The sequence below is a fragment of the Mycoplasmopsis adleri genome, from assembly GCF_045276205.1.
GTDB lineage: Bacteria > Bacillota_I > Bacilli_A > Mycoplasmatales > Metamycoplasmataceae > Mycoplasmopsis > Mycoplasmopsis adleri.
This window is the reverse complement of the sequence record NZ_CP174162.1, coordinates 235,272-260,274: the sequence shown is the minus strand read 5'-3', so window position 1 is coordinate 260,274 and position 25,003 is coordinate 235,272. Positions and strand designations below refer to the sequence as shown.

21 protein-coding genes and 2 tRNA genes are annotated in these 25,003 nt (G+C 27.1%); 12 read left to right on the top strand and 11 right to left on the bottom strand.

Features of this window, described 5'->3' with window-relative positions; all coding sequences use genetic code 4:
* Positions 1-31 precede the first annotated feature (31 nt).
* Positions 32-502, bottom strand: a complete 471-nt coding sequence (gene rpsG / locus ACJA22_RS01095; RefSeq protein WP_406617289.1) for a 30S ribosomal protein S7 — start codon at positions 500-502, stop codon at positions 32-34.
* 27 nt (positions 503-529) lie between these two features.
* Positions 530-943, bottom strand: a complete 414-nt coding sequence (rpsL, locus tag ACJA22_RS01090) for a 30S ribosomal protein S12 (RefSeq protein WP_406617288.1) — start codon at positions 941-943, stop codon at positions 530-532.
* A 483-nt stretch (positions 944-1,426) separates the two neighbouring features.
* On the opposite strand from rpsL, the gene ACJA22_RS01085 reads away from it, so the two are divergent.
* Positions 1,427-2,671: a trigger factor-related chaperone gene (locus ACJA22_RS01085; RefSeq protein WP_406617287.1), complete on the top strand. Its 1,245-nt coding sequence runs from the start codon at positions 1,427-1,429 to the stop codon at positions 2,669-2,671.
* 89 nt (positions 2,672-2,760) lie between these two features.
* The gene (locus ACJA22_RS01080) at positions 2,761-4,377 is read left to right on the top strand and encodes an ABC-F family ATP-binding cassette domain-containing protein (protein WP_406617286.1); all 1,617 of its coding nucleotides are present in this window, start codon (positions 2,761-2,763) and stop codon (positions 4,375-4,377) included.
* A gap of 118 nt (positions 4,378-4,495) precedes the next feature.
* Here the strand turns inward: ACJA22_RS01080 and ACJA22_RS01075 are convergent, their stop codons facing one another.
* The gene (locus ACJA22_RS01075; RefSeq protein WP_406617285.1) at positions 4,496-5,779 is read right to left on the bottom strand and encodes an MAG4530 family protein; all 1,284 of its coding nucleotides are present in this window, start codon (positions 5,777-5,779) and stop codon (positions 4,496-4,498) included.
* Positions 5,780-6,119: 340 nt separating this feature from the next.
* Here ACJA22_RS01075 and ACJA22_RS01070 point away from each other — a divergent pair, with 340 nt between their 5' ends.
* Complete coding sequence (locus ACJA22_RS01070) at positions 6,120-7,295, top strand: IS30 family transposase (protein WP_406617284.1); 1,176 nt, start codon at positions 6,120-6,122, stop codon at positions 7,293-7,295.
* Positions 7,296-7,679: 384 nt separating this feature from the next.
* Here the strand turns inward: ACJA22_RS01070 and ACJA22_RS01065 are convergent, their stop codons facing one another.
* Positions 7,680-9,128: a hypothetical protein gene (locus tag ACJA22_RS01065; RefSeq protein WP_406617283.1), complete on the bottom strand. Its 1,449-nt coding sequence runs from the start codon at positions 9,126-9,128 to the stop codon at positions 7,680-7,682.
* Between the two features lie 237 nt (positions 9,129-9,365).
* On the opposite strand from ACJA22_RS01065, the gene ACJA22_RS01060 reads away from it, so the two are divergent.
* Both ACJA22_RS01060 and ACJA22_RS01055 read left to right on the top strand, forming a co-directional pair.
* A tRNA-Leu gene (locus ACJA22_RS01060) sits at positions 9,366-9,452 on the top strand.
* 22 nt (positions 9,453-9,474) lie between these two features.
* Positions 9,475-9,550 (top strand) — tRNA-Lys (locus ACJA22_RS01055).
* 82 nt (positions 9,551-9,632) lie between these two features.
* Here the strand turns inward: ACJA22_RS01055 and ACJA22_RS01050 are convergent.
* From ACJA22_RS01050 to tsaE, 4 genes are read right to left on the bottom strand one after another with little or no spacing between them, the layout of a single operon-like run.
* Positions 9,633-11,549, bottom strand: coding sequence for an MAG3240 family lipoprotein (locus tag ACJA22_RS01050; RefSeq protein ID WP_406617282.1), 1,917 nt, complete (start codon positions 11,547-11,549; stop codon positions 9,633-9,635).
* Positions 11,550-11,559: 10 nt separating this feature from the next.
* On the bottom strand, positions 11,560-12,507 hold the full coding sequence (gene tsaD / locus ACJA22_RS01045; protein ID WP_406617281.1) for a tRNA (adenosine(37)-N6)-threonylcarbamoyltransferase complex transferase subunit TsaD: 948 nt from the start codon (positions 12,505-12,507) through the stop codon (positions 11,560-11,562).
* Entirely contained in the window at positions 12,507-13,064 is a 558-nt protein-coding gene (gene tsaB / locus ACJA22_RS01040; RefSeq protein WP_406617280.1) for a tRNA (adenosine(37)-N6)-threonylcarbamoyltransferase complex dimerization subunit type 1 TsaB, read from the bottom strand. Before tsaB ends, tsaD begins: the two co-directional genes overlap by 1 nt.
* Positions 13,064-13,465, bottom strand: coding sequence for a tRNA (adenosine(37)-N6)-threonylcarbamoyltransferase complex ATPase subunit type 1 TsaE (tsaE, locus tag ACJA22_RS01035; protein ID WP_406617279.1), 402 nt, complete (start codon positions 13,463-13,465; stop codon positions 13,064-13,066). The genes tsaB and tsaE overlap by 1 nt, the downstream gene beginning before the upstream one ends.
* A gap of 239 nt (positions 13,466-13,704) precedes the next feature.
* On the opposite strand from tsaE, the gene ACJA22_RS01030 reads away from it, so the two are divergent.
* From ACJA22_RS01030 to rplT, 6 genes are all read left to right on the top strand, one after another.
* Positions 13,705-14,478, top strand: a complete 774-nt coding sequence (locus ACJA22_RS01030) for a hypothetical protein (RefSeq protein WP_406617278.1) — start codon at positions 13,705-13,707, stop codon at positions 14,476-14,478.
* On the top strand, positions 14,469-15,830 hold the full coding sequence (locus ACJA22_RS01025; protein WP_406617276.1) for an MAG4530 family protein: 1,362 nt from the start codon (positions 14,469-14,471) through the stop codon (positions 15,828-15,830). Before ACJA22_RS01030 ends, ACJA22_RS01025 begins: the two co-directional genes overlap by 10 nt.
* Positions 15,823-16,260: a hypothetical protein gene (locus tag ACJA22_RS01020; protein ID WP_406617275.1), complete on the top strand. Its 438-nt coding sequence runs from the start codon at positions 15,823-15,825 to the stop codon at positions 16,258-16,260. The genes ACJA22_RS01025 and ACJA22_RS01020 overlap by 8 nt, the downstream gene beginning before the upstream one ends.
* A 495-nt stretch (positions 16,261-16,755) precedes the next feature.
* Entirely contained in the window at positions 16,756-17,388 is a 633-nt protein-coding gene (gene infC / locus ACJA22_RS01015) for a translation initiation factor IF-3 (protein ID WP_406617273.1), read from the top strand.
* Positions 17,381-17,569, top strand: a complete 189-nt coding sequence (rpmI, locus tag ACJA22_RS01010) for a 50S ribosomal protein L35 (RefSeq protein ID WP_027335021.1) — start codon at positions 17,381-17,383, stop codon at positions 17,567-17,569. The genes infC and rpmI overlap by 8 nt, the downstream gene beginning before the upstream one ends.
* A 53-nt stretch (positions 17,570-17,622) precedes the next feature.
* Positions 17,623-17,973 carry a 50S ribosomal protein L20 gene (rplT, locus tag ACJA22_RS01005; protein ID WP_406617272.1) on the top strand — a complete coding sequence of 117 codons (351 nt, stop codon included), beginning with the start codon at positions 17,623-17,625 and terminating at the stop codon, positions 17,971-17,973.
* Between the two features lie 101 nt (positions 17,974-18,074).
* Here rplT and ACJA22_RS01000 read toward each other — a convergent pair whose 3' ends face one another.
* Positions 18,075-19,799: a hypothetical protein gene (locus tag ACJA22_RS01000; protein WP_406617271.1), complete on the bottom strand. Its 1,725-nt coding sequence runs from the start codon at positions 19,797-19,799 to the stop codon at positions 18,075-18,077.
* Positions 19,800-19,971: 172 nt separating this feature from the next.
* On the opposite strand from ACJA22_RS01000, the gene ACJA22_RS00995 reads away from it, so the two are divergent.
* Positions 19,972-21,498, top strand: a complete 1,527-nt coding sequence (locus ACJA22_RS00995) for a hypothetical protein (RefSeq protein WP_406617270.1) — start codon at positions 19,972-19,974, stop codon at positions 21,496-21,498.
* Positions 21,499-21,882: 384 nt separating this feature from the next.
* Here ACJA22_RS00995 and ACJA22_RS00990 read toward each other — a convergent pair whose 3' ends face one another.
* Together ACJA22_RS00990 and ACJA22_RS00985 are read right to left on the bottom strand one after the other, a co-directional pair.
* A complete protein-coding gene (locus tag ACJA22_RS00990; protein ID WP_406616729.1) occupies positions 21,883-23,058 on the bottom strand; it encodes an IS30 family transposase in 1,176 nt (391 codons plus the stop codon).
* Between the two features lie 127 nt (positions 23,059-23,185).
* Positions 23,186-24,997 carry an ABC transporter ATP-binding protein gene (locus ACJA22_RS00985; protein ID WP_406617269.1) on the bottom strand — a complete coding sequence of 604 codons (1,812 nt, stop codon included), beginning with the start codon at positions 24,995-24,997 and terminating at the stop codon, positions 23,186-23,188.
* Positions 24,998-25,003 lie beyond the last annotated feature (6 nt).

Below are 25,003 nucleotides of genomic sequence, written 5' to 3'. Positions count from 1 at the left end.
ACTATTTATATAAATAATAACTAGTGAACTATTATCATCTAAAGTGAGCGAAGGCACGGTTGGCTTCAGCCATCTTGTGTGTGTCTTCACGTTTTTTCATAGCTCCACCTGTTTTATTTGATGCATCGATAATTTCATTAGCTAATCTAACGTCCATTGTTTTTTCGTTTCTAATACGAGCGTATTGAACTAATCATCTTAAAGCTAATGTTTGTTTTCTTCTAGCAGAAACTTCTGTAGGAACTTGGTAGTTTGTACCACCAATTCTTCTTGTTCTAACTTCTAATTGAGGAGTAACGTTTTCAACAGCTGTTTTGAAAACTTCCATAGGATCTTTGTTTGTTTTTTCTTTAATGATATTGAAAGCTGAGTATAAGATATCTTGCGCGATAGATTTTTTACCATCTAACATAATTTGGTTAATTAATTTAGTAACTAAAACAGAGTTAAAAACTGGGTCTGCAAGTACTTCTCTAATTGGGGCACTGTGTTTTCTTGACATAGTATTATTTCCTTTCTAATTCCTAAATTATTTCTTTTCTTTCTTAGCACCGTAAAGACTACGTCCTTGTTTACGGTTGGCAACACCAGCTAAGTCTTGTGTTCCACGCACGATGTGATATCTAACACCAGGAAGGTCTTTAACTCTACCACCACGAACTAAAACAACTGAGTGTTCTTGTAAGTTGTGTCCTTCACCTCCGATGTATGCTGTAACTTCCATACCATTTGATAACTTAACACGAGCATATTTACGAGATGCTGAGTTAGGTTTTTTAGGAGTCATTGTAGCAACCCTTGTACATACACCACGTTTAAATGGTGAAGGGAGCTTACGTGATTCTTTTGTTAAAAGGTTGTAGCTTAAGCTCAAAGCAGGCGCATTTTGCTTACGAACTTTATTGCTTCTACCATTTGTAACTAATTGATTTGTTGTAGGCATTTCATTTTCCTTTCATTTTTAATTTAATAAATGTCCTATTTTTGTGACCTATATTAATAAAATATAAGTGGTTCCATTATACTACAACTTTGCCGTGTGTTTCATTTTTTTATAAAAATTTATTTTTGACTTATTTGCTTGTTTTATAGTAATAAAAAGAAATTTGACTTGCTTAATTTTTAATTATTTTTAAAAAATATTTTAGAAATTTTTTCTTTATTTTTAAAAATCGCTTGATTTTCAGATTTTAGATTTTTGGATCATAAAACCAAAATAATCTTTAAAAATAAATGAAATTTCCAAAATTTATGCGGCAGTGATTAGATTTTCATAATATAAATTAAATTTTAATTTATAATATATATATTAATTATTAGAAAATTACTCGATATCAATTTATTGATATCAAAAAATAAGCAAAGAAATCTTTGCAATCTTGTTAAAAGAGAACAAAAATATATTGAAAAAAGGGAGGATGATGATATGTTAAGTTATCAAATAAAATCATTGTCTGTATTAATTACTAACAAACAATTCGAAGATGAAAAAGCCAGAGTTATGTTGGAGCTTATGGGGAATCAACCAAATCCAAATATGAATGACCCAAGAATATTAAGTCAAAATGTTGATGAAATTGCTAAGGACAGAATTTTACAAAGAGTTTGTGACGAATGTCTTAACACATTAAGAATGGAAACCAACGGATCAGCATTCTTTATGCCACCACATACTAAATTCTTAGGTGCAACAAATGAAGGATTAAGATTTGCAATCTTTATCGTATTCTATCCATTCTTTGTTCTTCAAAGAATTCAATTAGCTGGTTTACCTATTCCATTCCAATACATGCCAATTGATCAAGCTACATTAGAAGCTAACTTCCAAAAGTTTATTGCTTCTTATCCAATTATTCGTGAAGTTGAAGGTCCAATTAGAGATGAAGATTTAGTTGTTATTTCAAGCAAGATTTCTAGAAATGGAGCGTTATTACAAGAAAATAATGAAATCATTATTGAAGCTCAAAATACACCTAATTTCTCATTAAACCGTATAATCTTAGGTCGTATGATTAATGAAACTTTCATAACTGAAGCACCAGATGGCAATCTTATTGAAACAACAATTCACTCAATTAAACGCCCAGAACCAACTTACTTAACTGATGAAAATGTAAAAGAAATTAAACTTGAAGGCATTAACACTCTTAATGACTTAAGAGCAAAAGTGGCTTTTGATACAAGAAGAGAACATGCTGCTGCTGAATTATTAGGTTATTTCCAAAAAGCTCTTCAATTTTTAGTTAGAGCATTACAAATTGTAATTCCTAACGATTATGTTGAAGCTGAAGTGTCAAACTTATTATTAATTGAACATATGAATTTAATGAAAACTCCAGGTAATAGAGTTAACTTAATGCAAGAAGTTGCTCAAAATACTTCTCTTGGTGTTTCAACTAGAAGAAGACTAAGAGAAAAAGCTGAAGCAATGTTCGTAAATCAATTACTTGAAAATGTAATTATTATGCAAAGTGGTATTAATGTAATGTCTGACGAAATTCAAAGAGAAATGTTCTTCTTAAGAAACTCAGGCGCTATTCCTGAAAAAGATATTACAGAAGAAACTGTAAGATCAATTATCATGAATCAAAAAATGGCTTTATTCTTATTAAAAATTAATAATCCATATGCTTACAATCTCATTTCACAAGATTTACAAAGATTTGTATAATTAAAAATATTTCATAAGACAAAAATAAAATTCTAGTATGCTAGGTTTTATTTTTATTATTTTATATATTAATATAAAGAAGGAGAAATATGGTAGAAGTTCAAAATTTAAGCAAAATATTTAGCGATAAAAAACTTTTTGAAAATGTTTCATTAAAATTTACAGCAGGTAATACCTATGGAATAATCGGTGCTAATGGTGCTGGTAAAAGTACATTTTTAAAAATTTTAGCTGGCGATATGGAAGCTTCAAGTGGTCAAATTTTAATCGAAAAGAACCGTAGAATAAGTGTTTTAGGACAAGATCACAACGCCTACAATGATATGAATGTTACCGATGTTGTAATTATGGGAAATACACATCTTTATCAAATTAAGGAAGAAAAAGATGCTATTTATAATAATCCTAACGCAACTGATAAAGACTACGAAAGAGCTGGAGAACTTGAAAATAAATATGGTGATTTAGGTGGTTGAACCGCTGATAATGACGCTCAAGAATTATTAGCTGGCTTGCAAATTCCTAAAGATAAATGATATGCACCTATGAGTGAATTAACTGCTAATCAAAAAATTAAAGTTTTACTAGCAAAAGCTCTTTTTGGCAATCCAGATATCTTAATCATGGACGAACCTACAAACCACCTTGACTTAAGAACAATTAAATGATTAGAAAACTTTTTAGCTGACTATCAAAATGTTGTGATTGTTGTTTCACACGACAGCGACTTTTTAGATAATGTATGTACCCATATCGTAGATATTGATTATAATGAAGCAAAAATGTATACAGGTAACTATACTTTCTGAAAAGAAAGTAGTGAACTTGCTCGCGAATTAATGAAACAAAGTAATGCTAAAAAAGAAGAACAAATTGAAAAATTACAACAATTTATTGCTCGTTTTAGCGCCAACGCTTCAAAAAGTAGACAAGCTACCAGTAGAAAAAAACTCCTTGAAAAAATTACTTTAGATGAAATTAAACCTTCTAACCGTAAATATCCTTATATTAATTGAGATGTTAACCGTGAACCTGGTAAAGATATCTTAAGCGTTGACGGCTTAACCTATGTTAATGAAAAAGGTGAAACCTTATTTGAAAACGTTTCATTCACATTAGCTCGTGGTGAAAAAATGGTTTTAATTGGTGAAGATGACATTGCTAAAACTAAGTTTTTAGAATGCTTAATGGGTATCACAAAACCAACCAAAGGCACTGTAAAATGGGGACAAACGATAAAATATACTTACTATCCAAATGATAATGCTTCATATTTTACTGATGACGATGAAACCATTATTGATTGATTAAGTAAATGACCTCCATATAACTCAACCGAAGAAACTAAAGATAACTCAGATCAAAGAATGAGAGGTTTCTTAGGTAGAATGCTTTTCTCTAATGATACTGTCTTTAAAAAAGTAAAAGTAACTTCCGGAGGTGAAAAAGCTAGATTAATGTTTTCTAGAATGATGCTTTTAGAAGCTAACTTCTTAATTTTAGACCAACCTCTTGACCACTTAGATGCTGAAAGTATCGATAGTGTAATTGCTGGTCTTAAAGCATATCGTGGTGGAGCAATTTTCACAACTTATAACCGTGCTTTAGTTAACCAAGTAGCGAATGTTATTCTTGAAATAGCGCCAGATAAAAGTTTTATTTATCATGGTACACTCGATGAATATGAAAAAGCTATGAACTATTAAATAATGTTAAAATGTTTGAAAACGATGTAGTAATGCTGCATCTTTTCTTTTGCTTTAAGTATTCTAGTATAACAAAAAAGCATGGTTCCAAGTCCATGCTAATTGCTAAAATTAAGAGTTACATTTCTTTATCTAATTTAATTAATTCTCTTTCAACTTCTTTAATAAAAATTAATCTAATATCGCTTTTATCAAATTCTGCAAAGTTGAATGATTGTTTATATAAGTCTGTTTCATAGGTTTTTTTGTTATCACAATAACGTGTTGCATAAAGCTTAGGATCAATTTGAACGGTGAATGAATTATTAGGCATATCAATTAAAATCGCTTCGTTAACTAACTCTTCTTTAATTTCTTTTGCATCCTTTAAAACATAATTAATAGCCATCCAAAGTTTCTTTGCTTTACGACTAATTAATAAACGTTTGCTAATAGTATTAAGGAAATTAATTGCTTCGCCATATCCTTCTGTTACAGATAATTGTTCTTTAATAAAACTTCTAAAGTTTAATTGACTAAAATCATCATAGAAATTGAAGGTAGCTTCATGATTTTTAATAAAGTGAGCAGCAGCATAAGAAACCATAACTGTTTTTAATGCTGGAAGAACTTTAAGCGAATCTAAGAATGTATCTTTTGATAATAAGAAACATAAATCATCAACTTTTTTCATAATTACTCTAAGATACTCTGAATTATATTTATTATCTAGATAAGCATTTGCTAACTCAAAAATTTGAATAAATTTAGCGGCTAAAATTCATGAGGAATTTGCAATTCTAATATTTCAGTGTCATTTTTCAGTCATTGCTTTAGGAACAATTGTTGCATTTGAAATATCTAATGTATTATTTTTAAATGGAAACTTTGCGCGTACGATATTTCCATCATAATCAATTCCTTCATTTTTTAAAAATTGTACTAAATCAATATTTTTACAAGGTATACAATCTATATCACCAGTTTGTCTATAATAACCATCATATTTTAGTTGAATAGCATTGCTGCCATCAACAACTAAATCACGTTTACATAATTTTTCAAATAGATCAAGTTTTGCTAAACTAGTTTTATATCTTTTATTAAGTGTTTTGAGTTTTGAATATTGGAAAGTTAAAATGTAAAAACTTTTTAAAGCTTCATTTCTTCTAAAAAGATTTCGGTCGTAATTATAAGCAGCAGCTAGTCAATATGATAAGATGAAAAGCAATCATGTTAGAAGTGCAAAAGGTAACATGAATGCTAGAAAGATCATTATTAATAATGTACTAGTTGTGGAATTGCTTGTTGTAAAGAAAATAATATTGAAAGTCAAGACTAGAGCAATTAAAATAACTGTGACAATTGTCCATGAAATTAAAGCAAATAGATGTCTTGACTTGTGTTGTTCTCTTTCATTCATAATCGTTCTCCTTTTTATTTTTATAATTAAATTTTAAATTTTTATTTTAAATATTGAAAAAAGTTCTTTTCAAAAGTGAAAAAGTATGAAAAGAAACCGAAAGTATGTAATAAAATATTTAAAATCTTTTTATAAATTTGTAAAGCTTAAAAATCTTTTCGAATTTACTTAAATTTTTTTATTCATTTTTGTCGTTTGTATCTTTTTTATAGAAGTAAAAATATAAACAATAAAATTTATTCATTCCAGAAATAAAAGTCCCAACATTTGAAAATGTCGGGATTTTTCTGTCCTTTTGGTAAAATAAAAATGATAAAAAGAAAGGACAACATAATTATATATGAAAAACGATAAAAAAATTTTCTGTACTTTGGTTAGAAGTAAAAATGCGCATAACAAAATTCAAACTTCACAAATTCATTTCGCTGTTGATAAGAATTACTCTGAAATTTTAAGCCGCTCGAAAAACTACTCGACACACAAAAACCATATCGGTTTTGCAGAAGTGTTTCAGATAATATATGGATTACTAAATTTTCAATCTTTAAAAGAAATATCTCAAAATATTGAAATATCGACTAAAGCAATTAAAAGGTTTTTATTTAAATATTCAAAAGGAATATATTTAGGCAAAGGCGATAGAAAAACCTGTGATTGTTGTGATGCTAAAATTAAAAAAGTTCGTTATTTAAATCTTGATGAATTTATGATAAATGTTGCTAATTTTGATAAAAGTAAAAGAATAGCATATTCAAAAAAGAAAATAGAACAATATCAAGATTTTAGAAATTTTTGAACAGAGCTTTTTGATGATTATACCCAAAATAGAAATAATAAAGATTTAGCAAAAAGAACGCCTAAGCTAAGCGCTAACGAAATATTAAGAAGATTTGAAGAAAAGTATCCAAACAGCTATAAACCTTCAAAATCTATGGTATATAATTTGATATCACAAAGAGTCTTTAAAGACCTTGAAATAGGCATTTTGGTCAATTTATCCACCAAAGGAATTAAACAAAAACGACCCCCAAAAAGAGACAGTCGAAAGCTTAAAAAGATTGGAGTTAGCATTGATCAACGCAGCACAGAAATCAATGAAAGACTTAGAGATAATGATTATGAATTAGATACTGTTATTGGTTCAAAAACTGATCAATGTTGTTTCGTAACGCTAATTAATAGAAAGACTAGACGCTTCTATTTTCATATGGTACGGCGGACTAGCACTGGTGTTAGAGATGGGCTGATATACCTAATGCAAAAATATAACTTGACAATAGATTCGCTAACCATAGATAATGGTAGTGAAAATGCGAAACTAGATGAAGTGCCAGGTATTAAGCAAATATATAAATGTCACCCATATTGTTCGGGAGAAAAAGGCTCTATCGAAAACTGCCACAGGTTATTAAGACGGTATTTTAAAAAAGGCAAGTCTATAGACCCTTACTACGGTCAAGATTTGACTCCTGTTATGGATTTTATAAATAATTACAAGAGAAGCATTCGCTTCTAATCCAAACTTTTTATGTGCTAAAAAGTTTGACAAAAAGGCACTTACTTTTTTGGAAAAAAAGTAAGCAAAAAACTCAAGTTTTTTACAAAACTTGGTATTTTCGTTTAAATTTTTTTAGGATTTTAAAGCTTTTCTTGGTAATAATTTATAATTTTTGTAACATTTTTGATTTTACGCAAAATTAGGACTTTTAAAATTGGAATTTATATAAACAATAAAATTATAAAAAATTTTTCATTAAATCTGTGAACTGAACTTCAAAAATAACGATTTTTTTAAAACAAATTAATTATTGGAAAAACATTAAAATTCTTCTTTTTTAAAAGAAAAAAACTATAATCATCTTGGGTAGATTATAGTTTTAAAATTTTAAAATCTTTGCGTTTAAATGACGTCGAGATTTTTTGATTCTATTTCTAAAAGTCATTTATGGAAAAACTCTAGAATTTCATCGTTTTGAACAACAATATTCTTTAATGTTTCATCATCTGGATCAAACTTAATTAAAGCTTCTTTAAGCTTAAAAACTAAGTCATCAAGCATTCTATAAAAAGAATAGCCTCTTTTAGATCATTGATATATTTCTTTCGAATATGACTGACTAGAATCAAATTTAAAGTGAATACAAAATTGCTGAAAATCATTTAGCTCCTTGTCTTTTAAAATTTCAGTTTTGTATTCTTTTTGGTTTATTAAGAAACATAAACTTCCATCACTTTTAATAATAAATGCAGCATCGTCATCAGGCGAAATAAATTGCCTTTTGTTTTCTTCATTAACAGCAACATAAAACTTATTTTGAAATTGTACAGTTGATGCGTATATCTTTCTTTTTATTGTTAAGTAGACACTACATTGACTTTCATCCATTTTAGAAAATATATTTTTCTTGTGCTCATAATCTTTTTTATTTCTTTTATTATAAGCTTGAATGATTTCTTCTTTATTGTGAATAAAATCTTCAAATGTTTTTATTTTCTTTAAATGTAAATATGGAGGTAAGAATTGTTGTAGAGAATTATTTGCTCTTTCAACATGAGGTTTAAAAATGGCAATACTAGAGCTTTGGAGTTCTATACCTTTTGAATTTAAATACTGTTTTAAAGGCGTATCCGAATAATCAGTACCTCAAAAAGTTCTTCTTTTATCAGTTCTAATTATTTTTGGTTTACCATAATTTCTAAATAAATCTTCCAATAATTTCATATAGCATAGATTAGTCTCTTCTTGTTCAATATGTACTGCTAAAACTCTTGAAGTTGATGAATCTACAGCTACATAAATATTAGATTTTTCGCCATTCATTCAACGATGTTCACAAGCATCAAGTTCAACTATTTCACCAAAATCAAGGTTATTATCTCTACATTTTCTTGCTTTAAACATTGTCGTTTCCATAGTTTCATTATATTTAATTAATCTTTTTATTGCTATTACATCTCCATTATTTTCTTTAAGTTTTCTTAAATTTTCTCTTGCTTTTTTCTTTGTTTTCTTGGTCATATTTTTTGAATAAAAACCCTTAGCAACCAGATTCTTTATGAATGATTTATAAGTCATATTGTTCTTGCCAAAATCTTTTAAGCAATAATCATAAAAAAATATTAATGAAACAGAACAATCGCATTTTCGGTCATATACATCATCAATAAAAGTGAGATATTCATTAATCAACTCATCAATCCTATTAGTGCTAATTTTTCTATGGTGTTGATTACCTTTATTTTTATGAGAAATAATTAAGCAATTGTTTAACACTTTATCTCTAAGTTTCTTTGCTGTATGCCAATTAATTTGCAAATATTTACTAATTCAAGTGATGGATTTATTCATATTTTTTGCTATAAATTCTAATCTGTACTCATTTCTATGTTCATAATTCAGAACAATTTATTTTTTCAATTTTTTTCATAGCATAAATAAAGATACCAAAAAGTTAAAAATTCGTTATTTTTGAAGTTATTATAAGTATCGTATTTTTGAAGTTCACTTCACAATAAACAATAAAATTATAAAAAATTTTTCATTAAATCAAATTATGTAATATAATAAAATAGCATTTTTTCAAATGCCCAGGTGGCGGAATAGGTAGACGCAAGGGACTTAAAATCCCTCGGACGTTAGTCCGTGCTGGTTCAAGTCCAGTTCTGGGTACCATATCTCCGCATGGAGATTAAATGCGCCCGTAGCTCAGGCGGTAGAGCAAATGGCTTTTAACCATTGGGTCAGAGGTTCGAGTCCTCCCGGGCGTACCATTTCACGAATACGTGATCGAAGCAGGCTGATGCCTGTTTTTTCTATTTTCTTGAAATAAAAAAGAGTACCTAGTAAAGTACTCTAATATAGCTTTTTGAATTCTCTAATGTAAGGCAAAGTTTTACCTTTAATTGGGTATGAACTTTTATACTCATCTTTAATTTCTTTGATTTTTAAAGCAAAAGGTTCTTTATCATAACCATTAAAGCCAGAGATTATTTTCTTGATTGGTTTAGTTAACATCGATTCATTTTTATGATTTATAAAATCAATTTGAATAGGTAAATTACCTAAACCATATAACTCGGCACTATAATCGGAATCTGGATCAATTGCTACTTTAACATATTTAATTAAATCATCAGCATTGCCACTATTATTAATATAGTATTTAAGAACATATTGCGAAATAATAATAGATAAGTATTTTTCATACCAATCTTTATCTTGAATAATTTTTAAAACTGGTAAGTTTTCCATCAAATGATTTTTTCATAAACTTAAATTATTACTTTGTTTATACATTAAGAAATTAATAATGTCATCTAGTGAATCTTTAGCAAAATCATTAGGATTAATATGTTTACTAATCACTAAATTGTTATTAGTATCAAAATCATTAGCATGTACATAATAACTAAAATAGTCATCTTTATTGGAAGTGTCTATTTTACCTACTTTGTTTTCAAGAATAAAACCATCAGCAAAAATGTGTTTGTGGTGTGTAAAATTAATTGAATATCATTTATAAGTATTAATTTTCTTGTCACCATTATATTCATCAACTAGTAAGTATCCTAAGGCATATGAATTATTTAATAATTCACTATTTTGAAAACCAGCAATTTTATATTGATAATTTGGACTAGCTCCTAAAATAATTAAATCATCTTTCATGAAGTCAACAAGCATGCTAAAAGCATTTAGATTATAAGTTTCATATGCTTCGCTTGGGTGCATCAATGAATCGAAATCCGTAAAGTTTAATGGATTTCTTGAAAATGATAAACTAGGATAATTATATTGTTCACTGAATAAGACTGCATCATCTTTGAAATATAAAGGTTCATTAGTTTTAAGGTTCTTAATATCTTTATAAAAGTTGCTACTCATAAAATTGTTGATATAAAAAACATGGTCTTTTTGTTTCTGTGAAAGTAATGAATTATTTTGATTATCAAGCAAATCAATGTTTAACTTAATGCCACTAGGAATTATTTGAACATTGTTAAAAACAACCTTATTGATAAACTTATTGTCCTTAGCAAAATTATAAAATGATAATTGTTCTAGTACTCTATTAGCTAGAATATCTTGCTGATATTTAGAACTCATGAAACCTTCTTTTCTAATGTTATTGCTTAAGGTTTGAAGAGGATACATAAAACTAGGATTAGAAATATTTCTTTGCAATAAATATTGTAAATCAGGGATATTATTTTCTTTGAAATCGCCTGTTTTATAGAAGAATTCGTTAAAAATATCTTGATTATATTTTGCTACACCTAATTCAGATTGATTATATTTATTTGAAGCCATAAAAAGAATATCTAAATTATTTTCTAGGCTCAAATTATCATTTTTTATAACCTTGTATTTATTATTTTCTTTAGTAAAAGTAAGTGAATAAGCTAGTGAAGAAAACTCAAAATCTTCTATCTTATTTAAAAAATCACCTAAGCTATATCATCTTTTTTTATGAGCATTATCTTCATATAAAAACGATATATCTTTTTTATTTTGATCTAATTTGAACTCTTCAACTTTACCATTTAGATTTAAATTTAATTGATGGTTTCTTAACGCCATAAAGAGAGATTGAATATTAAAAGTTTTTAAGTCTTTTAAACTTAAACCTCTAATTATATCTTTAACTTCCACATCGTCTTTTCCTTGCAATTTAAAGATATCGGGTTGTCCTTTTTGACCACAAGAAATACAAATTAATGGACTTAAAGTAGTAATTGATACTAACGGTAAGAATTTTTTAAATTTCATTTATATCCTTCTACGATTTATGTTTTTCTTTTCATAAAATTTGTTGATAAGCACATGAAGCTATCATTGCTCCATTATCTGTTGCATATTTTAAATTAGGAATAATTGCTTTTGGACTTAAAGCTAAAAACCTTTTTCTTAATTCGCTATTAGCACTAACTCCACCAGCTAAAACTAATGTTTTAACATCAGAATATTTATCAAAAGCTTTTTTAAATTGGTCAATTAGATATGAAACAGCACATTCTTGAAAACTAACAGCTACTTGTATTGAATCAACTTCTTCATTTTTTTGAGTTTTATTATGATAATAATTAATAACTTGTGATTTTAATCCACTAAATGAAAAGTTAAATTCACCATCAGTATGTGGTTCAGTGAATTTAATATAACCGCCTTTATAATTAGCATAAAGTTTATCAATAATTGGACCACCAGGAAAACCTAAATTTAATCTTGCACTAACTTTATCGAAAGCTTCACCAACTGCATCATCTAATGTTTGTCCTATGATTTCAACATCAAAAGGATTATGAACTAACATAATTTGTGTATGACCACCAGAAACTAATAAACATAAAGCTGGATAATTAATGTTATTATCTAAAGCTGTTGAGTAAAAATGCCCTTCAAGGTGATTAATTGGAATAAGTGGCTTGTTATAAACTAAAGATAAAGCGTTAGCAAAAAGATAACCAATTTGTAATGTTCCGACTAGTCCAGGTTCTTTAGTATAAGCGATGTAATCAACGCTATTTAAATCATATTTTTTTAAAAAGATTTCTAAGATTAAATTGATATTTTTAACATGTTCTCTAGAAGATATTTCAGGAATTGTGCCACCAAATTCTTTGAAAATATCAATTTGACTAATTGTTTGTAAATCAATAACTTTACCGTCTTCTAATAAAGCTATCGAGGTGTCATCATGACTTGTTTCAATTCCTAAAATACGCATTATTTCTTTTCTCCTATTTGTGGCATCTTAATATAATATGGCTCAATTTCATCAAGGTTGTTATATGACTTAAACATATCTTTATATTCAGCAAAATTTTCTAAAAATTCATCATAATTAACTTCTATGTAATTTTCTTTTTCTCCTGTTTCACAGGTTAATAAGTCAGGAGAGAAGGTATTTTTATTAACTATATATTTGTAATATTTATTGCCTTTAGCATTAATATAAAATTCTTTAAATTTAGGATTTTGATATTGAAGTAATTGCATTGTACTAATTGTATAAATAGGTCTTTTTAAGCATGTTGCAATTGTTCTTAAATAAACTAATGAAATTCTTACACCAGTAAAATAACCAGGACCTAAATTAGTATAAAAAGCTTCATAATCATCAATTTTAGTTTGAGTTGCATTGAGTAATTCCTGCATACAAAGCGGAATTAATTCAACCTTTTTTTGATAGTTTTCAAGTACCTTAGGGTAAATTAAATTGTCATCATTATCAAATGCTGCAATTACAAAACTATCATTTGCTGTATCTAAATATAATTTCATTACTTTATTACCTCTATGTCAAAAATATGATTGCATTCTCCATCAATATAAGCTTTTACACTAATATAGTTGTCAAAATATAAATCTAATTTCGAAGCTCATTCAATAGCTAAAATATCAGATTCGCCTTGATAATCTTCAAATTCTTCAATGCTTCCTTTTAAATTATAAGCATCAATATGAACTAATCCTTTATATGTTTTCATATAGTTAAAAGTTGATGAAGTGATCGGCTCATTAATATTAATTAATTTAGCAAGATGTTTTAACAAAGTTGTTTTACCGGCACCTAATTCACCATCAAGCAAAATAACTTTACTTTTAGTTAAATGATCTAATAAATATTGCGCAACTTCAATTAAATTATCATTATTTTTTGTTACGAATCTTTTTGTTAACATCTTGTACCTCATTAATATATATTAATATTTTACTAAAAGATACATATTATAAATATTATTTATAAACTTTGTAAATTCTTAATTTTAAACAAATATTTTAACAAAAAACGAAAATATTACAAATTTTTAACTAAATTATATGGGAAACTCTTTCAGGGCTAGGTTAATAGTTAATATTTTTTATAATTTAAGTGCAGATAATTCTAAATTATTTGCAAAAATAAAAGTAAAGGAGTTTTATGATTGTTTATAACACAAATACACAAATTCAACAAAATCAAAACATTGAAGAAAATTCAAACCACAAACACTTTTTAGAAAAATTAAATAATATTAAAAAAGAATATGAAGAATTCATAAAAATTAGAAATTCTACCGAAGCTGTTAGAAATGCTTATTCTTATGAAAACTTAATCCCAATGGATATTTATGACTCCTATATTAGTTCGATATCACATTCCTTAGGTGATTATTTAACTGAAAGTGAATGAAATGAGATTAACAAAAAAATTTCACTAGAAATAAAATCGTTTTATGAATTTCACAGCGGGTTAAAATCTTTCTTCTCGGGTGCAAAGGATTTTTTAAGAGCCTTAAATCCATTATGACAATTATCTGGAACGCTTAGTACAATGCTTTCAGAAATCAATGAAACAGGAGTAGCCGAAATTGATACAGCAGTAATGATAGGGCAAACAATAACTACTGTCCTTAGTGCTTTAGAACAAGATGAAAAAGACTTTGAATATTCAAAACAATTTATAATTGATATTTTTGGCACTATTGTAACATTTCAAGAGAAAAAAGATCTTATTGGTATTTTAGGCAGTTTGGAATTCGCCAAAAAAGCTTTAAATAACATAGAATTGGGAATAACTAATTTATTAACCTTGCCAGTTGCTAAAGGAAAAATTAATAGAACATTAACCTTTGTTAAAAACAAAAAGGAAATCGCTAGTGAAAGATATAGAGAAGCTTTAAGAAGAGAAAGATGGTCATCATCATGATACTAGAACAAAAAAGTACAATAATAGAAAAACATGTCATCAAAAAGAAATTAGTTCAATATTATGTGTCTACTCTTTTCTCGACAATATTCTTAATTTCTTTAAGTTACTTAACTTTATTCTTGATTTCGAGCCCTGAAAAATACATTACTTTTTTTGGTTTTCCTAAAAAGACTATAAAAATTTTTCAACCTATTTTTGTTGTTATGAATATATTTGGTTTATGAGGCTTGATCATTTGATTATTTAATTCGATATCATCAATATTAGTAAATAAGTATTATAAATTCAATATTTTTAGAGCGATTAAATGAGCAAAAATTAAATTTGCCTTTTTAATAAAAACTCAATTGCTCAAAGAATTGAATGAAGAAATACAAAAAAATAATACTGATGAACTTGAACTTATAAAAACCTTTAATAACAATCATTTAGTTTTACAAGGAAGTAAAGCATTATCGATAAAATATAAAGATTTTTGGAGAGAAACGAATGATTTAGATTTTATCAGTGTTAGAAATTTAAAAGATTATGAATTTTTAAATAGTATTGATAATCTAAAAATTAATTATATCGACAATATAGTTGCTAAACTTGATTATAAAGGTAAAGAAATCGAAGTTCTATTTCCAAAAGCAATATTATCATATTACACAGAACAAAAAGATGGTGTTGTAATACCAAATTATAATTGAATGTTAGCTATGAAAATTCACCAATTATTCAGTTTTTATTCTGTAGATCATGATGAAAAATCTGAACAAAAAGTTAGTTTTCAAAAAATCAAAAATTCTTTAATTGACATTGCTTTTCTACTAAGTAAAAAGCAATACTATAATGTAAAAATATTAGCTAAATACATCCTAGATTTATATGTTTCTAATTTATTTATTGCTTATTTTACAAATCATCACATTCTAAACATTTCAACTAATAATAGCATTAAAGAATTTAAAAAATACATAAATGAAAAAATATCAAAAATCGATTCTATTGAAGAAGTTCAATACTTAATTGATGATTTATGTAATGAATTAATGCACAATGAAAAAATTAAAAATATCGCTAAATATGTAAATGAAATAATTACAAATAAAGAAAATATAGAAGAAGAATTTCTTAATCACTCAACAAATTCTAAGAGAGAAATAAATTCACTAAAAAGACTATTTAATAGTGCTAATGAGAAAAATCAATATATTAAAAATAAGTTTAAAAACTTAAACAATATCGATGAGGTATTAGTTCCATTCAATAAACAAATCATTGAAAATTTAGGCTCAGATAATGAACTTGATATTAGACAAATTTTATTATTTGAATTAAATGAAAAATTAAGAGGAGCAAAAAATGAATAAAAAATATAAGAGTTTAAATATAGAATCTATATCATTAATGTTCTTATTTTTAGGCATTCTCATTACTTCTCTTGTTGAAATGATTAAAGTTATTTATGAATTAAATTCAAAAATTGCAAATGTTCTCCCGATAACTAACTTTAGCTTTATGTTTGGTTTCTTTGCTTTAACAGTCTTTTTCATCATTTTCTTATTGTTAGATGGATCAATATATCCTAATTTAGCAAAGGAAAGAAAAGCTGTTCTTTATGCATTTATACCTTATGCAATAATCTATTTTGTTTCAATCATATTAACTTTAATATTTTTCGAACAAAGCAATGCAGCATCAGAAATAACATTAATTGTTTTTATGGCACTCAATTGTATATTTTCAATATTCTTTATTATTCAAAACATATTACTTACAGTAAAAATGAACAAAAAATAATTTGATTGTAATTACAAGCGCAACACATTTTAGGTTAAAACTTTAATGTGGGGCGTTTTTTTATATAAAAAAAGTATCCAAAACAAGAACAATCACGCATTTTAATTTATTATGAAAAATAATAAAAAACTCAACTATAATCTGCGTGTTAAACTTGAATTCTAGCTTTGAATAACTAATAATAGTATATCAAAAATAACAAACATTATTATATTCGAGAACCGAAATTAGGACTTTTAAAATTGGAATTTATAACCTTTAAATTTATTAAAATTTATAGTAAATATTAATTGCGTTTGTGTTAAAATAATTAAGCAATATTTAATTGCAGAAGTAGATTAAGTTCTCACCTGATGGTTATAGCCTTGGGTTCATGCTACAATTAAAAATATCTATTGATACTTTTATATGTAGTAAAGTGGTTTAAATCACTTTAATTTTTTATATTTAAAAAAGAATTTATCTAAAGGAGTTATTATTCAAAATCTTAGAAAAATGAAAAAACCTGAACAAGAACATACAATTAATGAAAATATTCCATTTTCAAAAGTGTTCTTAATTGGCGCTGAAGGAGAAAAATTAGGTGTTTATAGCACTGCTGAAGCAATTCAACTTGCTAAAGACCAAAAGATGGATTTAGTTTTAATCGCAGTTGATCCTAAACCTATTGCTCGTATTTTAAACTATGGTAAGTTTAAATACGAAAGAAAGAAAAAACAAAAAGCTGCTAAAGAAAAACAAACCATAATTCAAAATCGTCAAATTAGATTGACACCACTTATTGGTGATCATGATATCCAAACTAAAGCAAGAAAAGCTAGGGAATTCTTGCTTGAAGGCGATAGACTTAAGGTTAGTTTAAAGTTCAGAGGTAGAGAAATTACTAGACCTGAACTTGGATATAAAGCACTTGAAAAATTTTTCTCATTAGTTGAAGATATTGCTGAAAAAACTAAAGAACCAGAAATTGTTAATGAACGTTTCTTGGATATGTACCTTCAACCAAATAAAATAAAGGTTACAAAATACAAAAAAGAACATAACTTAGAAGATAAAAAAGCTACAAATAGTCAAGATGACGACGTTGTTGAATCTAACAATAACGAAGAAGGAGCAGAAAATGCCTAAAATGAAGACTAAAAGTGCTCTTAAAAAACGTATTAAGATCACTGGAACTGGCAAAGTTATGCGTGAACAAGCTTACCGTTCACATTTAGCCCAAAATAAAACTACAAAACAAAAACGTCAAGCTCGTAAATCAGTTCAAATGCACGCTTCTGATGTAAAAAGATTCAAAGCTTTAATGTAATTTTTACATTACTAAATTAATTATTCAAACAATTATAAGAAAGGATCATAAACATGAGAGTAAAAGGTGGAACAGTTACAAGAGCTAGAAGAAAGAAATGACTTAAACTTGCTAAAGGTTATTTTGGACACAAATCAATAGGTTATAAAGTTGCAAAACAAGCAGTTGTTAAATCATGAACATACGCATTTAGAGATAGAAAACAAGTTAAACGTCAATTCAGAAAACTTTGAATAGCACGTATTAACGCAGCTACAAGAGCTGAAGGTTTATCATACTCAAAATTCATCAATGGTTTAAAGAAAGCTAACATTACAATTAACAGAAAAATGTTATCTGAATTAGCAATCAACGAACCTAAAGTATTTTCGGAATTAATTAAAATTGCTAGAGATGCAAAATAATTTCAATAATTAAGTGGTACAAAAACGTACCGCTTTTTATTTTGCATTTTTGTCTAAAAGACCTATAAAACAAATAAAAAAGCCGTTTTCACGACTTTGTATTATTTAACAACATTAAGACGAACTTTAATTGGTTTTACTTGGAATTTAAATGTCTTTGTTTCACTTTGTGAAGCGTTTGAATCTAAAACACTAATTGAAATAGTTCCATTAATATTAAATTCAAAGAATTTGGTTCCTTGGTTTTCCGTTTCTTTGAAATCACTTAAACTTTCAATCGAAAATTCTAAACCAGAGATTACAATTCCATTAGGATCAGTGGCACTTGTTTTTATGAAGTGATTATTTTCGTGGTCAACAGGTTCTTGTATTTTTTGATTGTTATAGTAAGCATTTAAATAAATATTTGGTTTGTATTTTGAATTAGCATCAAGAGTATTTTGTAAATATACAATATTGTTTGTCCCAAAAGCTCATTTTATGCGGTTTTCATCGGTTATAACATATGGAGTAGTATCTTTTTCATGTTCTTTAAATTCTTTGTAAATTGCTTTACCTTTTTTTGGACTTTCTTCAAATTGTTTTTGTTGACTAATGTTGAATTGAATATCAAATGCTTTCTTTAAGAATTCTTCAGTAATAACTTTTTTAAATCCAGAAACTTCCTTTAAAATTCCGGCAGATTCAATTGATTCACCTAATGAACTATTTTCATATACAACAACATAATTAATATATAAAGTACCTGTTAAATCATTAGCAAACATACTTTTAGCTTTAACTGTTAATGGTTCATTGTTAAAATGATCATATTTAGAATTTATTGTATAAAATTGATGCGCTAAATCGATGCCATTTAACAATTTGCCTAAATAGAATGAAGCATAACGATTAAATGTTTCTTCCTTGTTAATAGTTTCTTCATTTTTTACTAATTCATGATTTCCAATATAATTAACATATTCAGATAATGATCATTGGAAAAAGCCTAATTGATAATCAACTGATCTATTATATCAATTTACTGTTTTATCTGTTTTATGGCCATTTTCATAAGAATATAGCTTGAAATCAAGTACTAATTTCAATTCATAAGTTTCATGATTTTTCTTTTTAAGAGACATTGATTTAAGAATAACTCTACTATCATTTTCTCCTTTTTTAAGTTCTTCTAAAACATCAATTGATTCTGTGCCATCACCTGAAATTGATAAAGCTGTAAAGTATGATAATAATTCTTGATTTTTCAAGTTTAAGATATTTTCAAGGTTGTTTTGATTGTCTAATGCAAGCTTTTTAGAATCAAATTTAGCGTTAATTGATTGACCATAAACGTGTGTGACAAAACCGCTTAAAGTTACAATTTGATTTTCAATTTTTGTTTTGCCATCATATAAACCATTAACTTTAAAACTTAAAGTTCCATGTTCATCGCTATATGAAAGAATTTCAACGTTTGTAATATCATATTTATCCGCTTTAATATTTTTAATTTTATCTAATTGAACCGACGCAATTTTATTTGAAGACAATTGGAAAAGATTAATAAGACCTAAATATTTATTTATAGTTAAACCATTTTGAGTTCCACCGTTTTCAAATGATTTATCTACTACAGGATCTGTAGGTGTTGGTTTTGTCTCATCTTCTTTTTTACCAGGTTCAACTGGATTTACAGGATTTTCAGGTTCAGGTTTTGGTTGAACTTTATCTTTATCAATAGGTTTTGGGTCTTTTTTATCATTTGTGTTGCCGCATGAAGCACATACTACAACTGATAAAGTTGATAAAGGTAATAATGCTAGATTTAATAATTTCTTTTTCATAAATCGCTCACTTTCATAAAATAAATAATTCAAATTATACACTATAAATAGTAATTCCTAAATAAATAACAAAAAATAAAAGGCACTTTGTGAAGTGAACTTCAAAAATACGATACTTATAATAACTTCAAAAATAACGAATTTTTAACTTTTTGGTATCTTTATTTATGCTATGAAAAAAATTGAAAAAATAAATTGTTTGAATTATGAACTTAGAAATGAGTACAGATTAGAATTTATAGCAAAAAATATGAATAAATCCATCACTTGAATTAGTAAATATTTGCAAATTAATTGGCATACAGCAAAGAAACTTAGAGATAAAGTGTTAAACAATTGCTTAATTATTTCTCATAAAAATAAAGGTAATCAACACCATAGAAAAATTAGCACTAATAGGATTGATGAGTTGATTAATGAATATCTCACTTTTATTGATGATGTATATGACCGAAAATGCGATTGTTCTGTTTCATTAATATTTTTTTATGATTATTGCTTAAAAGATTTTGGCAAGAACAATATGACTTATAGATTATTCATAAAGAATCTGGTTGCTAAGGGTTTTTATTCAAAAAATATGACCAAGAAAACAAAGAAAAAAGCAAGAGAAAATTTAAGAAAACTTAAAGAAAATAATGGAGATGTAATAGCAATAAAAAGATTAATTAAATATAATGAAACTATGGAAACGACAATGTTTAAAGCAAGAAAATGTAGAGATAATAACCTTGATTTTGGTGAAATAGTTGAACTTGATGCTTGTGAACATCGTTGAATGAATGGCGAAAAATCTAATATTTATGTAGCTGTAGATTCATCAACTTCAAGAGTTTTAGCAGTACATATTGAACAAGAAGAGACTAATCTATGCTATATGAAATTATTGGAAGATTTATTTAGAAATTATGGTAAACCAAAAATAATTAGAACTGATAAAAGAAGAACTTTTTGAGGTACTGATTATTCGGATACGCCTTTAAAACAGTATTTAAATTCAAAAGGTATAGAACTCCAAAGCTCTAGTATTGCCATTTTTAAACCTCATGTTGAAAGAGCAAATAATTCTCTACAACAATTCTTACCTCCATATTTACATTTAAAGAAAATAAAAACATTTGAAGATTTTATTCACAATAAAGAAGAAATCATTCAAGCTTATAATAAAAGAAATAAAAAAGATTATGAGCACAAGAAAAATATATTTTCTAAAATGGATGAAAGTCAATGTAGTGTCTACTTAACAATAAAAAGAAAGATATACGCATCAACTGTACAATTTCAAAATAAGTTTTATGTTGCTGTTAATGAAGAAAACAAAAGGCAATTTATTTCGCCTGATGACGATGCTGCATTTATTATTAAAAGTGATGGAAGTTTATGTTTCTTAATAAACCAAAAAGAATACAAAACTGAAATTTTAAAAGACAAGGAGCTAAATGATTTTCAGCAATTTTGTATTCACTTTAAATTTGATTCTAGTCAGTCATATTCGAAAGAAATATATCAATGATCTAAAAGAGGCTATTCTTTTTATAGAATGCTTGATGACTTAGTTTTTAAGCTTAAAGAAGCTTTAATTAAGTTTGATCCAGATGATGAAACATTAAAGAATATTGTTGTTCAAAACGATGAAATTCTAGAGTTTTTCCATAAATGACTTTTAGAAATAGAATCAAAAAATCTCGACGTCATTTAAACGCAAAGATTTTAAAATTTTAAAACTATAATCTACCCAAGATGATTATAGTTTTTTTCTTTTAAAAAAGAAGAATTTTAATGTTTTTCCAATAATTAATTTGTTTTAAAAAAATCGTTATTTTTGAAGTTCAGTTCACAGTAATTCCTAAATAAATAACAAAAAATAAAAGGCACTTATAAATTCCAATTTTAAAAGTCCTAATTTTGCGTAAAATCAAAAATGTTACAAAAATTATAAATTATTACCAAGAAAAGCTTTAAAATCCTAAAAAAATTTAAACGAAAATACCAAGTTTTGTAAAAAACTTGAGTTTTTTGCTTACTTTTTTCCAAAAAAGTAAGTGCCTTTTTGTCAAACTTTTTAGCACATAAAAAGTTTGGATTAGAAGCGAATGCTTCTCTTGTAATTATTTATAAAATCCATAACAGGAGTCAAATCTTGACCGTAGTAAGGGTCTATAGACTTGCCTTTTTTAAAATACCGTCTTAATAACCTGTGGCAGTTTTCGATAGAGCCTTTTTCTCCCGAACAATATGGGTGACATTTATATATTTGCTTAATACCTGGCACTTCATCTAGTTTCGCATTTTCACTACCATTATCTATGGTTAGCGAATCTATTGTCAAGTTATATTTTTGCATTAGGTATATCAGCCCATCTCTAACACCAGTGCTAGTCCGCCGTACCATATGAAAATAGAAGCGTCTAGTCTTTCTATTAATTAGCGTTACGAAACAACATTGATCAGTTTTTGAACCAATAACAGTATCTAATTCATAATCATTATCTCTAAGTCTTTCATTGATTTCTGTGCTGCGTTGATCAATGCTAACTCCAATCTTTTTAAGCTTTCGACTGTCTCTTTTTGGGGGTCGTTTTTGTTTAATTCCTTTGGTGGATAAATTGACCAAAATGCCTATTTCAAGGTCTTTAAAGACTCTTTGTGATATCAAATTATATACCATAGATTTTGAAGGTTTATAGCTGTTTGGATACTTTTCTTCAAATCTTCTTAATATTTCGTTAGCGCTTAGCTTAGGCGTTCTTTTTGCTAAATCTTTATTATTTCTATTTTGGGTATAATCATCAAAAAGCTCTGTTCAAAAATTTCTAAAATCTTGATATTGTTCTATTTTCTTTTTTGAATATGCTATTCTTTTACTTTTATCAAAATTAGCAACATTTATCATAAATTCATCAAGATTTAAATAACGAACTTTTTTAATTTTAGCATCACAACAATCACAGGTTTTTCTATCGCCTTTGCCTAAATATATTCCTTTTGAATATTTAAATAAAAACCTTTTAATCGCTTTAGTCGATATTTCAATATTTTGAGATATTTCTTTTAAAGATTGAAAATTTAGTAATCCATATATTATCTGAAACACTTCTGCAAAACCGATATGGTTTTTGTGTGTCGAGTAGTTTTTCGAGCGGCTTAAAATTTCAGAGTAATTCTTATCAACAGCGAAATGAATTTGTGAAGTTTGAATTTTGTTATGCACATTTTTACTTCTAACCAAAGTACAGAAAATTTTTTTATCGTTTTTCATATATAATTATGTTGTCCTTTCTTTTTATCATTTTTATTTTACCAAAAGGACAGAAAAATCCCGACATTTTCAAATGTTGGGACTTTTATTTCTGGAATGAATAAAATAAAAGGCACTAAACCTTTTACTATTTGAATTGAGATTGATGTAAATTGTAGTAATAACCTTTTAATGCCATTAATTCTTCGTGCGTACCTTTTTCAATGATTTCACCATCATTAACAACTAAGATTAAGTTAGCATTTCTAATAGTACTTAATCTGTGGGCTATAACGAATGATGTTTTATTCTTCACGATACTTTCTTGCAATGCATTTTGAATAATTTTTTCAGTATTTGAATCGACGTTTGAAGTAGCTTCATCAAGAACTAAAATTTTCTTATTACCTAAAATGGCTCTAGTTAATGAAAGTAATTGTCTTTCGCCTTGCGAAAGGTTAGCTCCATTATTTTCAATTATAGTATCATAACCATTTTCATATTTTTGGATAAAGTTGTGAGCACTTGTTAAGTTAGCAGCTTCAATAATATCTTTATCAGTAGCGCGCTTATTAGCAACTCTTAAGTTATCTCAAATTGATTCGTTAAACATAAATGAATCTTGGAGAACGACAGCCATTTTTTCTCTTAAATTATCTTTTGGAATATCTTTAAGTTCAATTCCATCGATTTTAATTGAACCAGCTTCATAATCATAGAACTTACTAAGCAGGTTAATAATTGTTGTTTTACCAGCTCCAGTTGGTCCTACAATCGCGATTGTTTGACCTGGTTTAGCATAGAATGTAGCATTTTTTAATTGGTATTTTTCTGAATCTGGATCATATCTAAATGAAACATTATTAAATTCAATTTGACCTTGAACATTATCTAAGTATTGTGGATTTTGAATAGGTGCAGGAGGTACTAAATCAACTAATTTGAAAATTCTTGTAGTTGAAGCAACACCAATTTGAACTGAGAAAATAACGTTGAATAAAACTTGAACGGTAGTTGTATAGTTTCAAAGCAAGTTAATATAACCAATAACTAAAGCATATGGTTCACCTCTACCTAAACCTAAAAATGGAATGTTTTTGCTGAAAAATGAAATTGTGATAACTAAAATTAATAAAACTAAAAAGTTTGAAAAGATTGTAAATCATGGATCAAAGAACTTAGCATATAAGTCACCGATAAAGGCATCTTTTTTAATTGTTTTAGCTATCTTATCTAATTGTTCATTAGCTTCTTTTTCTCTATCAAAAGTTTGGGTAACTTTGGTGTTTTTAAGCATTTCTTCTACATAACCATTTAAATCAGCAAAGTGGTTTATAACTCTAATGTATGGCTTTCTAGCTCTAGCTATAATTAATCAACTTAATGATAAAAATACAAGACTAATTGGTACAATAATTGCACTCAAAGTAACACTGTAAAGGAACATAAATATTACTGAGAACATGATATTAAATAAGTTACCAAAAGTTTCATTTAAGATTTGAACTAATGATTGAGCAGCATTATTAATATCGTTTGTAAGAGTTGAAATTTGACTACCAGCTTGTTGCTTATCATGGTATGAAATAGGCATATTAAGCAAATTGTAAGTTGCTTTTTCACGCATTTTACATGTTACTTTATAAGCTGAAGAAATAAATAATTTACCTTGTAGAATTCTTAAAATTCCATATAAAAGGAAACATGCTCCCATTGCTGAACAAGAGATAATAAATAAGGTCGTTCTAAATGGCGCAGTATGGTTAATTACTTCAGGTGGGAAGAATATCATGACGATTAAACCAGTCATCGCTGTACCAAGAGTATAAAAGAGTGATTGGAAGAATGCTAATACAATTCCTCAAATTAAAACACCTTTATCTTTGCCCATGTATCTAAAAGCTGATCTTAATAAGGTTCAAGTTGAAATTTTATTGTCTTTTTTAAGTAATCTATCCATCTTGCC